The 15,159-nt window shown below is 69.5% G+C and carries 5 protein-coding genes and 2 pseudogenes; 4 read left to right on the top strand and 3 right to left on the bottom strand.

Annotation, left to right across the window (positions count from 1 at the left end; translation table 11 throughout):
• The 4 genes and pseudogenes from CFP71_RS00940 to CFP71_RS00925 form a co-directional block, all read left to right on the top strand.
• A pseudogene (locus tag CFP71_RS00940) lies at positions 1-203 on the top strand (MFS transporter); the annotation flags it as partial.
• Positions 204-552: 349 nt separating this feature from the next.
• Positions 553-1,851, top strand: coding sequence for a GGDEF domain-containing protein (locus CFP71_RS00935; protein WP_425266587.1), 1,299 nt, complete (start codon positions 553-555; stop codon positions 1,849-1,851).
• Between the two features lie 196 nt (positions 1,852-2,047).
• Complete coding sequence (locus tag CFP71_RS00930) at positions 2,048-3,214, top strand: HNH endonuclease signature motif containing protein (protein ID WP_425266588.1); 1,167 nt, start codon at positions 2,048-2,050, stop codon at positions 3,212-3,214.
• Between the two features lie 1,123 nt (positions 3,215-4,337).
• Positions 4,338-9,827: an ATP-binding protein gene (locus CFP71_RS00925; RefSeq protein ID WP_093931900.1), complete on the top strand. Its 5,490-nt coding sequence runs from the start codon at positions 4,338-4,340 to the stop codon at positions 9,825-9,827.
• A gap of 67 nt (positions 9,828-9,894) precedes the next feature.
• Here the strand turns inward: CFP71_RS00925 and CFP71_RS00920 are convergent, their stop codons facing one another.
• The 3 genes and pseudogenes from CFP71_RS00920 to CFP71_RS00905 form a co-directional block, all read right to left on the bottom strand.
• Positions 9,895-10,440 carry a bifunctional nuclease family protein gene (locus tag CFP71_RS00920; protein ID WP_093931899.1) on the bottom strand — a complete coding sequence of 182 codons (546 nt, stop codon included), beginning with the start codon at positions 10,438-10,440 and terminating at the stop codon, positions 9,895-9,897.
• A gap of 10 nt (positions 10,441-10,450) precedes the next feature.
• A complete protein-coding gene (gene ctaD, locus CFP71_RS00915) occupies positions 10,451-12,160 on the bottom strand; it encodes an aa3-type cytochrome oxidase subunit I (RefSeq protein ID WP_167405952.1) in 1,710 nt (569 codons plus the stop codon).
• Between the two features lie 192 nt (positions 12,161-12,352).
• Positions 12,353-15,151: pseudogene (locus CFP71_RS00905) on the bottom strand (beta-ketoacyl synthase N-terminal-like domain-containing protein); the annotation flags it as partial.
• Positions 15,152-15,159 lie beyond the last annotated feature (8 nt).

The following is a 15,159-nucleotide window of genomic DNA, read 5'->3' as shown; positions in this document are numbered from 1 at the left end:
GGATCGCGGCCGCCGGGCTGCTGGCCCAGGCCGTCGCGCCGACCACCGTGGTCACCGTCGCCGCGGGGGCGGGCGTCGTGGTCGCCTTCGTCGCCGGAGCGGGCTGGTCACGGGCGGTGTCGTCCCGCCGCGGCCCGGAGGATCCCGAAGATCCCGTGGGGCCAGCCGGCGGGACGACACCCGTTGGCGAGCATGGTTCCTGACTCGATCGGCTCATCACGTCCAGTTGTTGTCACGACGGGTCGTCCAGTTGTTGTCACGCACCGCTTTCACCTCCCTTCGCGAAGCCGCTCGCTCGTGGGCGAGATCACTCACGTCCAGTTGTTGTCACGCCGAGTGGTCCAGTTGTTGTCCCGCATGCCGTTCACCTCCCTCGAAATAGCGATGTATCAGGCGAAACATTCACCAGTTGTTGTCCTGCATCGGTGCACCTCCCTCGTTCCGGTTGGGCTGTCCGGGGGAATTCGAGGCCGCGCTTCTTATCGTCCGGACAACGACGGTCGTCGCAGTCCCGGTTCGATTACGGTGTAGATCACCGACGGAAGAGGGTGTGTGGACGGACGACTCGGCGGCGCGCGGCGGAGGCTCGGGGCCTGGCACCTGTGGAGCCTGCCGCGACCTGTGCGTTCCTACGTCCTGGTCGTGAATCTCATCGCGGTCCTCTCGACCGCCGCGACGGCCTGGCTCGTCCCGGTGACCGGTACCGACCTGGTCCGCTTCGGCGTCTTGACGCTGTGCGCGGCCATCGCGATCGAGGGCACCCGGCAGATCGAACGCCAACGGGAGTACGACAGAGCACCGTCGGTCGCCTACGTCGACACCAAGGCGGTCTGGAGCGTCGCCGCCGTCATCGCGCTGCCGCCGGTGCTCGCCGCCGCGATGGTCGTGATGACCTACACCATCGCATGGCTGCGGATCTGGCCACACCAACGGCCGGTTCTCCCCCATCGGTGGATCTTTTCCGCCGCGACGGTGCTGTGCGGCACGCAGGCCGCCGTCGTCGTCCTCAGCCTCGGCCTGCGGCACTACCCCGGTCCGCCCGACTCCGGACTGCTCGCCGGGCTGGGCGATCTGGCCGTCATCATCGTGGCCGCGGCCCTGCGCTGGGCGATCAACACCGTGCTGGTGATGATCGCGATCGCGCTCTCGTCGCCCCCGAAGTCGATCGGGGAGCTGTTCTCCGGTTTCGGCGACCAGATCCTCGAAGCTGGCGCGCTCGGCCTCGGCCTCGTGACCGCCGTCGTCCTCGTCCAAGCCAACCCGCTGGTGCTGGTCGGGGTAGTCATCGCGCTGGTCGCGCTGCACCGCGGGCTGCTGCTGACGCAGTACCGGCGCGACGCGCACACCGACGCCACCACCGGGCTCGTCACGAAACGCCGCTGGCGTCAGCTGGCCGAAGAGCACCTCGGCCGGACACGCGCCGGGCGCAAACTCGGGGTGTTGTTCCTCGATCTCGACAACTTCAAGACGATCAACGACACCTACGGTCACCCCAACGGCGACCTCGTCCTGCGGGCGGTCGGTGACGCGCTGCGCGCCGAGATCCGCGAACAGGACGTCTGCGGACGGTGGGGCGGCGAGGAATTCGCGATCGTCATCCCGGACATCCACGGCGAAGAAACGCTTCGCCAGGTGGCCGAACGGATCCGGCACCAGGTGGCGGTGGTCTCGGTCGCGCTGCCCGATCGCGACACCGTGCTGACCGACCTGACGGTGTCGATCGGCGGGGCGTTGTACCCGGCGGCCAACATCACGAGCGTCGACGACCTGCTTGTGGCCACCGATACCGCCCTCTACCAGGCGAAGCAGGGTGGCCGCAATCGTGTCGAGTTGGCGCCTCCCACGCAGTAGATTTCGCTTTCCTCTCACCGCGCCAGGACCGATCCGCGATTTCCCTTCGCTCCGACTCGTCGGCACTGTCGCCGAACCATTCGTTGCCGAAAATCGGCGACGGTCTTCATGGCCGGAATTGTCGGTGGCCGGTTGTACGGTTCTCCACGTGGACACTTCTAGAGCCTTTTTGGCTTCATACAAGGATTCCTCTACTTTGACCGACGAGGAATGCGTGTTGCTCGCGCAGGAGGCGTCGGCGGATATCGCGCGACTGGAGGCAGTCCGGTTCCGCGCGATCGCGCGGTTGTCCCGCCATCGTGGTGGTACTTCGAGCGTAGTGCAGGAGGTGGCATTCGCACTGTCTGTTGTGGACGGTCATGCGGCGGCGCTGGTGTCGACGGCGGAGGCGTTGACGACTCGTCTGCCGCGCACGTTGGGGTTGATGGATCAGGGGTTGGTGAGTGGCGCGGGCGCGGCGAAGGTCGCCGCGGCGACCGCGTGGCTGTCCGACGACGACGCGCGCGCCGCGGACGCGATGCTGGAGGATCGGCTGGAGGGCCGGAATACCGAGCAGATCCGGAAAGCGGCGAGTCACGCGGCGGGGGTGGTGGACAAGGAAGGGGCCGCGCGGCGTACCGAGCACAGTCGTGCCGGGCGTCGTCTGATGGTGCGGCAAGGTGAGAGCGGGGTGGCGTCGATCGAGGTCGAGGACGGCCCGGTCGAGAAGGTGGCTGCCGCGTATACGCGGATCGATCGGGAGGCGCGGGCGTTACGGGCTGGTGGTGAGACGCGGACTTTGGATCAGTTGCGTGCCGATGTGGCGTTGGATCTGTTGCTGGGCGGGCAGGGCGGTGCCGGGGAGCGGGCGGAGGTGTTCCTTTATCTGGACTTGGCCACCTATCTCGGTCTGAACGAGGATCCGGCGGAGTTGGCGGGGCATGGGGATATTCCGGCGTCGCTGGCGCGGGAGATCGCTACCGGGGCGGATACGGTGTTGCGGCGGATCATCACGGATCCGTTGTCCGGGCAGGTGCTGGATCTGGGCCGGGAGCGGTACCGGCCGACCGCCGGTCTCGGCGAGTTCGTGCGGGTGCGGGACCGGGAATGCCGAAGACCCGGTTGCCACCGTGTCGCGCAGGCCTGCGATCTCGACCATTCCGTGCCCTGGCAGTTCGGTGGTCACACCAGCGCCGCCGACCTCGCCGCGTTGTGCCGCCGTGATCATCGGCTGAAGGACGAACCCGGCTGGATCTATCACCTCGCGCCCGACGGGGCGTTGACCGTCACCACCCCGACCGGGCAGCGCCACACCAGCGAACCGCCTCCTCTGCACGAACCCCGCCCGACAACGCCCCCGGACGACGAACCACCACCATTCTGAGCCCGTCGCCGAAAAACGGCCACGGAGACGCGGCATCGCCCACGCCTCACGCGCACCGAGCCACAGGGGCCCACCCGCCTTTGTCGCCGAAAATCGGCCACGGCCCCTCCAATGGGGCAGGCCTCCACAGGAAACCCTCGCCGGGCAACGAGAGTCCTGCCTGCGTCCCTCGTCGTGCGGTCGCGGTCATCGGCTCAAGGACGAACCTGGCTGGGTCAGCCGCCTCGCGCCCGGTGGCACGTTGATCGTCACCACCCTGCACGCACGTTGCCCGACAGTGTCCGCGGAAGACGAGCCGCCGTTCTGAGCCCGTCGCCGAAAAATGGCCACGGAGACGCGGCTTCGCCTACGCCTTACGCGCACCAAGCCACAGCGACCCATCCGCCTTCGTCGCCGAAAATCGGCCACGCCGTCTCCAATGGAGCAGGCCTCCACCGGAAAACCCCCTCCGGGCAACGAGACTCCTGCCTGCGTCCCTCGCCGTGCCGCCGCGACCACCGGTGGAAAGACAAACCCGGCCAGCCCCGCGCCCTCGCCTGGACGACGAACCACCACGCGTTCTGACCCCGTCGCCGAAAAAAGACCACGGAGACGCGGCTTCGCCTACGTCTCACGCGTACCAAGCCATAGGGCCGACCCCGCGTCGCCAAAAAACGGCCACCCCGCCCCTGCCCGAGCATCACTCCCCACGAAGCGCGTAGCCTCGTCCCCCAACCGAGCGCCCCAGCCGAGCACCGTCGCCGAAAACCGGCCACGAACCTCAAGTGAGCACCCCCGGCCCCAACCCTCGACGCCCAGCGCCGCGACGAGCACCCCGCGCCGGGCCAGCCGTCCCGGCAACCCCGATGAAACCGGGCGTGAACACCTGATGACAGCTCACGAACCCGACTAGCAAGTCCAACCCCCGATTGTCCACTTCATCACGTCATCAGGGCCCTCTACTAGGTGTTCCAGGACACTTTTTGGCGGGTTCCTACAAGCACCGGCCCTCGGCATGCGTCACCGACGACATTCTCGTACCGGCCGGTAAGAGGCAGGCTGTTAGACAGGTACAGGAGACTGTCCCCCGTGTGATCCGGCGGGACGTCACCCTGTTGTGCTGCGTACTTGGGAGGCTCAGTCGGTGTTCAGTCGTGTCGCCATCGTCAACCGCGGAGAGGCCGCGATGCGGCTCATCCATGCCGTCCGCGAGCTGTCGGCGGAGACCGGACAGCGGATCGAGACCGTCGCTCTCTACACGGACGCGGACCGGTCGGCGACGTTCGTGCGGGAAGCCGACCTCAGCCACAACCTCGGTCCCGCGTCGGCACGTCCGTATCTGGACTTCGCCGTACTGGAGCGGGCGCTGACCGAGACCGGGGCCGACGCGGCCTGGGTCGGTTGGGGCTTCGTGGCCGAGGACCCGGCCTTCGCCGAGCTGTGTGAGCGGCTGGGCGTCACCTTCATCGGCCCGAGCGCGGACGCGATGCGCAAGCTCGGCGACAAGATCGGCGCGAAGCTGATCGCCGAGGAGGTCGGCGTGCCCGTGGCGCCGTGGAGCCGCGGCGCCGTCGCGGACCTCGACGCGGCCATCAGCGCGGCCGAGGACATCGGCTACCCGCTGATGCTCAAGGCGACCGCCGGCGGTGGCGGCCGCGGTATCCGCGTCATCACCTCCGCCGACGAGCTCAAGGACGCCTACGAGCGCACCAGCCTGGAGGCCGAGCGGGCCTTCGGCAGCGGCGTCGTGTTCCTGGAGCGCCTGGTCACCGGCGCCCGGCACGTCGAGGTCCAGGTCATCGCCGACGGCCAGGGCACCGCGTGGGCGCTCGGCGTCCGCGACTGTTCGGTGCAGCGCCGCAACCAGAAGATCATCGAGGAGTCCGCCTCCCCGGTGCTGAGCCCCGAGCAGGCCGACGAGCTCAAGCGGTCCGCCGAGCGGCTCGCGCTCGCGGTCGACTACCGCGGCGCCGGCACGGTCGAGTTCCTCTACCACCCGGGCGACAAGCTGTTCGCCTTCCTCGAGGTCAACACCCGCCTTCAGGTCGAGCACCCGATCACCGAGCTGACCACCGGCATGGACCTGGTCAAGGCCCAGCTGCACGTCGCGTCCGGCGGCAAGCTCGACGGCGTCCAGCCCGCCGAGTTCGGTCACGCCGTCGAAGCGCGGCTCAACGCCGAGGACCCGGACCGCGACTTCGCCCCGTCACCCGGCCGCATCGCCCGCCTGGACCTGCCCGCCGGACCCGGCATCCGGGTCGACACCGGGGTCAGCGAAGGCGACACGATCCCGGCCGACTTCGACTCGATGATCGCGAAGATCATCGCCTACGGCCGCGACCGTGACGAGGCGCTCGGTCGTCTGCGCCGGGCGATGGCGCAGACCACGGTCATCATCGAGGGCGGCGCGACCAACAAGAGCTTCGTCCTCGACCTGCTCGACCAGCCCGAGGTGATCGACGGCAGCGCCGACACCGGCTGGATCGACCGCGTCCGCGGCGAGGGCAAGCTGGTCACCCACCGCCATTCGGCGATCGCGCTCGCGGCCGCCGCCATCGAGGCCTACGAGGACGAGGAAGCCGTTGAGCGCCAACGTCTTCTGTCCACCGCGCACGGTGGCCGCCCGCAGGTTCAGCACGAGAGCGGCCGCCCGCTCGACCTCAAACTGCGTGGCGCCGCGTACCGCGTGAGCGTGGCCCGGATCGGTCACCGCCGGTTCCGGGTCGGCGTCTCCGCGGGCGGCGGCGACATCCACCCCGCCGACGTCGAGGTCGACCGGTTCGACGAGCACACCGGCCAGATCACCGTCAACGGGACCCGGTTCCGCCTGGTCACCGGCACGCACGGACCGATCCACCTGGTCGAGGTCGACGGCGTGACCCACCGCATCAGCCGCGACGAGGGCGGCGTCGTCCGCTCCCCCGCGCCCGCGCTCGTCGTCGCGACGCCGCTCGAGGTCGGCGCGGAGGTCGAGGCAGGCGCACCCGTGCTGGTGCTGGAAAGCATGAAGATGGAGACGGTGCTCCGCGCGCCGTTCCGGGCGAAGCTGCGTGAGTGCGTCGTCTCGGTCGGCAGCCAGGTCGAGACCGGCGCTCCCCTGCTGCGGCTCGAACCGCTGGCGGAGGAAGGCGAAGAGGTCGCCGAGGACACCGGCAGTATCGAGATCGAGCTGCCCACCGAACCGGACGGCACGTCGGCGGCGCAGCGGATCACGCGCGGGCAGCAGGACCTGCGCAGCCTCCTGCTCGGCTTCGACGTCGACCCGCACGACGAGCGCCGCACGCTCAGCACGTACCTGGCCGCCCGTGCCGAACTGGAGGGCAACGGCGACCGCCCGCTGGAGGGCGAGGTCGAACTGCTGACCGTGTTCGCCGACCTGTCCGAGCTGATGCGCAACAAGCCGGCGCGCGAAGAGGCCAAGTCGGACACCCGGGTGCACAGCTCCCGCGAGTTCTTCCACACCTACCTCCAGAGTCTCGACGTCGAACGCGCCGGGCTGTCGGAGTCGTTCCAGAACAAGCTCAAGAAGGTCCTGGCCCACTACGGCATCACGGACCTGGAGCGGACGCCGGAGCTGGAGGAGGCGGTCTTCCGCATCTTCCTCGCCCAGCAGCGGACCTCGTCCGACGTCGCGGTCGTCACCGCGCTGCTGCGGCAGTGGCTCACCGAGGCGCAGCCGTTCGAGTCGATGCGCGAGCCCGCGGGCAAGGCGCTGGAGGCGCTCATCGCCGCCACCCAGCTCCGCTTCCCGGTGGTCGGCGACCTGGCGCGCAGCGTGGTGTTCCGCTGGTTCGCCCAGCCGCTGCTCCGCCGCACCCGCGCCGAGGTCTACAGCGAGGTCCGAAAGCACCTGCGCCACCTCGACGTGAACCCGGACTCCCCGGATCGCGCCGAGCGGATCGCCAGCATGCAGGCCAGCGCGCAGCCGCTGGTGCGCCTGCTCGGACAGCGGATCGGGCGCCCCGGCACCGATCACACCCCGCTGCTCGAAGTGCTGAGCCGCCGCTACTACGGCAACCGCGCGCTCACCGGCGTCGGCCAGCTCACCGTCGGCGGCTGCACCTTCGTCACCGGTGACTACGCCGACGAGAACGAGCGGTTCCACATGGCCACCACCGCCGTCGACCGGGCCGGGCTGCCCGGCGCGATCAAGGCGGTCGCCGATCTCGCCGCCCAGCTGCCCGCCGACACCGACGTCGAGGCGGACCTCTACCTCACCTGGGACGACGAGTCGGCCGACGACGACGCGATGGCGGCGGGCCTGCGTGAGATCCTCACCGCCGAGTCGCTGCCGAGCCGGATCCGGCGCGTCACCACCACCGTCGCCGGGCACGGCGGCGCGGTGACGCACCACCACTTCACCTTCCGCCCGTCCTCGACCGGTTTCAGCGAGGAGCGGCTGATCCGCGGTCTGCACCCGCTGATCGCCCAGCGGATGCAGTTGCAGCGGCTGGCGAACTTCGACCTCACCCGGCTGCCGTCCGGTGACGAGGACGTGTACCTGTTCAAGTGCGTCTCGCCGATGAACCCGTCGGATCAGCGGCTGGTCGCGCTCGCCCAGGTCCGTGACCTGACCCCGTTGCGGGACAACGACGGCAAGCTGCTGGCCCTGCCCGCGGTCGAAGGCACGCTGGCGGGCTGCCTCGACGCGATCCGCGAGGTGCAGGCGAAGCTTCCGCCGAAGAAGCGCTTCGACACCAACCGGATCATGCTGTACGTGTGGCCGACCAGTGAGCTCACCGGCGAAGAGCTGGACACGGTCGCGCAGCGCGTGCAGCCGTCGACGGCGGGCGCGGGTCTCGAAGAGGTCCAGTTCCTCGGCAGGCAGCGCGACCGCGTGACCGGTGACGTCACCGAGGTCGCCGTGCGCATCGGCTACGACGTCAGCGGTGGCGTGCAGATGTCGCTGTCCGAGCCGACCACCGAGCCGATCCTCCCGCTCGACGACTACCGCCAGAACGTGCTGCGCGCCCGCCGTCGCGACACGGTGTACCCGTACGAGCTGACCGAGATGCTCGGCTCGTTCAGCGAGTACGACATGGACGACACCAACACGCTCGTCCCGGTCGACCGGAAGAAGGGGCGCAACACGGCCGCGATCGTGGCCGGTGTGGTCACCACGCCGACCGAGCGCCACCCGGAGGGCGTCAAGCGCGTGGTGCTGCTGGGCGACCCGACGAAGGCGCTCGGCGCGCTGTCGGAGCCGGAGTGCTCCCGGGTGATCGCGGCGCTGGATCTGGCCGAGCGGCTGCGGGTCCCGCTGGAGTGGTACGCGCTGTCGGCCGGCGCCCGGATCTCGATGGAGTCCGGCACCGAGAACATGGACTGGGTCGCGGCCGCGCTCAAGCGCATCGTGCACTTCACCCAGGACGGCGGCGAGATCAACATCGTCGTCGCCGGGATCAACGTCGGCGCCCAGCCCTACTGGAACGCCGAAGCGACGATGCTCATGCACACCAAGGGAATCCTGGTGATGACGCCGGATTCCGCGATGGTGCTGACCGGCAAGCAGTCGCTCGACTTCTCCGGTGGCGTCTCGGCCGAAGACAACTTCGGCATCGGCGGCTACGACCGCGTCATGGGCCCGAACGGCCAGGCGCAGTACTGGGCGCCGAACCTCGCCGCGGCCCGCGACGTGCTGATGTCGCACTACGACCACACCTACGTGGCGCCGGAGGAGACCGGCCCGCGCAAGGCGGTCACGAACGACCCGATCGAGCGGGACATCTCGCCGTTCCCGCACGCGGCCGTCGACAGCGACTTCACCACGGTCGGCCAGATCTTCTCGCGGGAGGCCAACCCCGACCGCAAGAAGCCGTTCGACATCCGCACGGTGATGCGCGCGCTGTCCGACCAGGACCACCCGGTGCTGGAGCGCTGGCCGGGCATGGCCGACGCGGAGACCGCGGCCGTGCAGGACGTGCACCTCGGCGGGCGGCCGGTCTGCCTGCTCGGCATCGAGTCGCGTTCGGTGCCGCGCCGCGGCTTCCCGCCCACCGACGGCCCGGACACCTACACCGCGGGCACGCTGTTCCCGCGGTCGTCGAAGAAGGCGGCGCGGGCGATCAACGCGGCCAGCGGCAACCGGCCGCTGGTGGTGCTGGCGAACCTGTCCGGCTTCGACGGTTCGCCGGAGTCGATGCGGAAGCTCCAGCTGGAGTACGGCGCGGAGATCGGCCGGGCGATCGTCAACTTCGAAGGCCCGATCGTGTTCACCGTGATCTCGCGGTACCACGGCGGCGCGTTCGTGGTCTTCTCCAAGGCGCTGAACCCGAACATGACCGTGCTGGCGCTGGAAGGCTCGTTCGCCTCCGTACTCGGTGGCGCGCCCGCCGCGGCGGTCGTGTTCGCCGGTGAGGTCAACGCGCGGACCGCGGCGGATCAGCGGGTGCGGTCGCTCTCGGACAAGCTCAGCGGGGCGACCGGCGCCGAACGCGCCGCGCTGGCCGCGGAACTGGCCGAGGTCCAGTCTTCGGTGCGGGCCGAGAAGCTGGGCGCGGTCGCTTCGGAGTTCGACGGCGTGCACAGCATCGAGCGCGCGGTGAAGGTCGGTTCGGTGGACGCGATCATCAGCGCGGCGGAGATGCGGCCGCGCATCATCGAGGCGATCGAGCGAGGCCTCGCGAAGAAGTAGTACTCGACTGCAATGAAGGGGCCTTTCATAGCAAATTTTGCTATGAAAGGCCCCTTCATTGCACGGGTCAGTGGCCAGGTCCGGCGTCAGGTGGCAGGTCCCCGAAGTCCTCCGGCACGATCTTGTCCAGCGCCGCCCGGAACTTCTCGACCTCTCGCTCCTGCGCGACCGGATCCGGCGGCACCGACGGCAGTTCCGCGTCAGGCCCCGCCCCCACGATCTCGACCCGCACCGAAGCGACCTCCAGCACCGAATCCGCCACCTCGATCACGACACCGGCGCGCAGGCCGATCGCGACCGCGTCGCTCGGCCGGGCCGAGATGCGGATACCGGACTCGAACACCAGGTCGGCGAAGAAGATGCCGTCCCGCAGCGCGGTCACCTCGACCCCGGTCACCCGGTGCCCGAACGACTCGACCACCTTGCCGATCAGTTCGATCGTGCCGGGCCGCGGCAGCCGGATCTTCTCCTGCGCGAGTGCCACGGCGCTCGCCTCGGGGCCACCGATCGTGATCGCCAGCCAGCGGCGTTCACCCTCGCGCTCCCGCAGCAGCATCACCGGAGCCGCCTCCGGAGCCAGGACTGCCATCCCTTCGACGTCCATCGGGATCATGCGCGGTACCTCATTCCTTCGGTCGACTGGAGTGTCCCTCGGCGCGCAACCGGGGGACCATGTGCGGGTAGTGGAGTTCGAACGCCGGCCGTTCGGACCGGATCTTCGGCAGATCGAAGAAGTTATGCCGGGGAGGCGGGCAGGTCGTCGCCCATTCCAGGGAGTTCCCGTGTCCCCAGGGGTCGTCGACTTCGACGACCTCCCCGAACCTGAAGCTGCGGACCACGTTCCAGAGGAACGGCAGCACCGACGCGCCGAGCAGGAAGGCGCCGATCGTGGAAATCGTGTTGAGCGCGGTGAATCCGTCCGACGTGAGGTAGTCGGCGTAGCGGCGCGGCATGCCTTCGTCGCCGAGCCAGTGCTGGACGAGGAACGTCGTGTGGAAGCCGATGAACGTGGTCCAGAAATGCCATTTCGCGAGCCGCTCGTCGAGCATCCGGCCGGTCATCTTGGGGAACCAGAAGTAGATCCCGGCGAAAGTGGCGAACACGATGGTGCCGAACAGCACGTAGTGGAAGTGCGCGACCACGAAATAGCTGTCGTGCACATGGAAGTCCAGCGGCGGTGAAGCGAGGATGATCCCGGTCAGCCCGCCGAGCAGGAACGTCACCATGAACCCGACCGACCACAGCATCGGCGATTCGAAGGTCAGCTGCCCTTTCCACATCGTGCCGATCCAGTTGAAGAACTTGATCCCGGTCGGCACCGCGATGAGGAACGTCATGATCGAGAAGAACGGCAGCAGCACCGCGCCGGTCGCGAACATGTGGTGCGCCCACACCGCGATCGACAGCGCGGTGATCGAGATCGTCGCGAACACCATCGTCTTGTAGCCGAACAACGGTTTCCGGCTGAACACCGGGACGATCTCGGTCACGATGCCGAAATACGGCAACGCGACGATGTAGACCTCGGGATGGCCGAAGAACCAGAACAGGTGCTGCCACAGGATCGCGCCACCGTTGGCCGGGTCGAAGACGTGCGCGCCCAGCCGTCTGTCGGCTTCCAGCGCGAACAGCGCGGCGGTGAGGATCGGGAACGCGATCAGGATCAGGATCGTGGTGAAGAGGATGTTCCAGGTGAACAGCGGCAGCCGCCACATGGTCATCCCCGGCCCGCGCAGACAGAGGATCGTCGTGATCATGTTGACCGCGCCGAGGATCGTGCCCAGCCCGGAAACGATCAGGCCCATGATCCACAGGTCGGCGCCGACTCCCGGCGCGTGCGCGGCGGCCGAGAGCGGGGTGTAGGCCGTCCAGCCGAAGTCGGGTGCGCCGCCCGGCGTGACGAACGACGTCAGCGTCATCGTGCCGCCGAAAAGGTAAAGCCAGTAGGAAAACGCGTTCAGCCGGGGAAACGCGACGTCGGGCGACCCGATCTGCAACGGGAGGATGTAGTTGGCGAAGGCGAAGAGATTCGGCGTCGCGTACAACAGCAGCATGATCGTGCCGTGCATGGTGAACAGCTGGTTGTACTGCTCCGGTGAAAGGAATTGCAACCCCGGCCTGCCGAGTTCGGCGCGCATCAGCAGCGCCATGATCCCGCCGGCGAGGAAGAACGCGAACGACGTACCGAGGTAGAGCAGGCCGATCGTCTTGTGGTCGGTGGTGCGGACGACGCTGAGGAACACGGAGCCTTTGGGGGCGCGAGGCCGCCCGCCGAAGCGGATGGCCTCCGGTCGGGGCGTTGTCTTCACTGTGGTCACGGCGACTCCCAGCACGAGGACACACCTTCGGAAAGCTGGTACCCCTCCAGGAGAGTCCCTACACGCGAGCTTTTCAAGGGCTAGCCGAGTAGGGCCTCCAGGTGGTCGGCCGCCGTCGACGCCCCGCCCGCCTCCCGGAACGAGTCACCCACCTTTGCGGCGGCCGAGCGATACGCCGGATCGTCCAGCACCTTGGTCACCGCGGCCGCGATCCGGTCGGGTTTCGCGCGGCCGAACGCGGACCACCGGGTCGCTGTCGAACCGGCGATCACGCCAGCCCTCGATCTGCGCCCACACCCGGCCGCGGTGGACCAGCTGGACGTCGGCTTCGAGTTCCGAGCCGGTGACCGAGACGACGCGGACGACACAGTCGAGCCGCTCCCCCGGCAAGGGGTGCTCGCCGTAGAACCGGATCCGCCGCATCCCCACCGGGAACACCGTGGTGCGATCGCTCAGCCGGGACATGATCCAGTACCCGAGCAGCTGGCCGGCGTTGTCCAGCAGCGCCCCCGGCGCCTCGGGGGTCCGCAGTACTCCGCGCACGTGCCGCTCACCCACCGCGACCAGGTCCTCGACGCCCTGGTACTTCGGCCCGTGGAACATCCAGCGCTCGGTGTAGAGCTGCTCGGCGAGCAGGTCCGGCGTCTGCTCGCTCCCGTCCGGGAACGTCCAGGGCCGAGGCCGATCGGAGGGGAACCCGGCGGCCAGGCCGACGACGGCCCGGGAGTACTCGCCGAGCGACACACCGGCCTGGGAAGTGCCCTGGGGCGCCACGTTCACCGGCACGTCCAGCGTCGGGGTCGCGGCGATCCACTGGTCCAGCCGGACGTCCTCCAGTTCGACCGCGCGGCCGCCCGGCGCCGCCTGTTCGGCGAAGTCCATCAGGTGCCCGATCACCGTCGTGGCGGGTACGACCGGCCACGCGTCGGAGGGCTGTTCGAAGACGCAATAGTCGAGCAGGTACGGCATCGTCTCGACGGAGACCCGCAGTTCGGTGCGCAGCGGCTGGAGGCGGGGCGCCTGCCTGGCGGCGGACAGCTCGGCCGCCAGCGGGTCGCGCTCCCCGATCCGGTCCAAAGTGGACGCCCGGGCCGCGCGAGGGCGAAAGGCGCGCCAGACGCTCTCGTCCAGCGACAGCGGTGGCCCGCCGAGGTCGAGGCGGATCGTCCGGCCGCGCTTCCCGCCGTCGCGGCCCGGCAGGAGCTCGAACGCCGGATCGCCGCCGTCGGCCCACAAGGCGGTGGCGACCCGCAGCAGCTGCGGAAGACCCTGCCGGTGCGCGGAATGCGCGGCGACGACCAGGTGCTCGCGGTCGTGCAGCGTGTTCCCGATCAGCGACCCGAGCTGACCGGCACCCGCCTGCACGAAGGCGCGGAACCCGGCCGCGTACATGTTCTCGACGAGACCGCGGAACCGCACCGGTTCCAGCAGGTGCCGGACGAACAGCGCGCGGATCTCCCTGGCCGACGGCGGATAGCGCTCCCCCGTCGTGGCGGACCAGACCGGGAGATTCGCCGGACGCAGGGTGCAGCGCTCGGCGGCCTCGCGGATCGGGCCGAGGTACGGCGCGAGCATCGGGCTGTGGAACCCGGACCGGAACGGCAGCGCCTGGGAGATCACACCGTCGGCGCGGAAGGCGAGTACGAAATCTTCGACGGCTTCCGAAGGGCCGCAGATCATCGACTGGTTGGGCGCGTTGTCATGCGAGAGGACCACTTCGGACTGTCCTTCGAGGACTTTCGTGACGACGCAGGCGTCCGCGCCGATCACCGCGAAAGCCAGTCCAGGCAGCTTGAACTCGTCTGGATCGAAGCCCGCCAGGAGCGCGTCGACGTCCGCGTCGGCGTGGATCCCGGCGGCGGCCATGGCGGTCCACTCCCCCAGGCTGTGCCCGGCGACCGCGTCCGGCGTCACGCGAAGCCCGCGCAACACCGTGTCGAGCAGCCTGCCCAGCCGGAACACACCCTTGCCGTGCCCGCCGACGGTGACGTCCGGTGAATCCCAGCGAAGGCCGAAGTGCCGGGCGACGTCGTCGGCATGGGCCTCGAAGTCGTTCTCCAGGCCGGGGAAGACGAACGCGAGCTTGCCGCCTGCCGCGCCGAGCAGCGGTTCCGGGACGAACCAGAGGTCGTTGCGACCGCGCCAGGACCTGCCCTTCGCGACCACTTTCCTGGCCAGGTTGAGCCGCTTGGGCGTCGGATCCACAAGGCCGAGCCGGATCCGGCCGCGTCCGCTTTCGCCGTCGCTCAGGAGGTCGTCCCGGTCGAGCAGGCAGCCCATCTCGGCGACGGTCGGCGCGGACAACCGCAGCACACGTTCGGGTTCGGAGACCGTGACGGCCGCCCGCGCCGCGGCCTGTTCCAGGACGACGTGGGCGTTGATCCCGGCCCGGCGCACGAGCCGCCGGTCGTCGGTCTGCCACACCTTCGCACCGGCGGGCGGCTCCTCGCAGTACGAGGTCGGTGGGAGAACCCCGTGGTACACGGCCAAAGCGGCCTTGACCAATCCGGCGACGCCCACCGCGGGCTGCCCGACCACCTCCGCGGTGGTCCGGCCATCGCCGGCCACGCCGGTGCCGGTGACGACGGCGTAGACCCGGTCGCCGTCGCGTTCGGCGTCTTCGAACCGCTTCAGCACGACGACGCCGGTGACGTCGTGGCAATGGTGCGCGTCACCGGCCAGCACCACGTCGCAGCGCCCGGTCGCCAGTTCGCGCACGGCGTGGTCGACGGCGACGAGCGACGACGCGCAGGCGGCGTCCACCGTGTAGGCGGGGCCGCGCAGGTCGAGCCGGTTCGCCAGCCGGGAGGCGGCCAGGTCGGGCACTAGCCCGATCCCGGCTTCGGGGGCTTCGGGCATCACGCCGCGGCCGAGGATGACGCCGGTCCGCTGCCGGTCGGCGGGCAGCCGCTGCTCGCCGCCGGCGTCGGCGATGGCCTGCGCGGCCACCCGCAGCGCGATCAGCTGATCGGATTCGGCGCCCGGGTCCCAGCGGCCCGCCGACATCCCGACGA

It is taken from the genome of Amycolatopsis thailandensis (assembly GCF_002234405.1).
Classification (GTDB): domain Bacteria; phylum Actinomycetota; class Actinomycetes; order Mycobacteriales; family Pseudonocardiaceae; genus Amycolatopsis; species Amycolatopsis thailandensis.
This window is presented reverse-complemented; position numbering and strand designations above follow the sequence as displayed.

Bases quoted from the DNA above. Each gene is read 5' to 3' on its own strand.
- CFP71_RS00920 (WP_093931899.1), bottom strand. From the start codon at position 10,440: ATGATCCCGATGGACGTCGAAGGGATGGCAGTCCTGGCTCCGGAGGCG.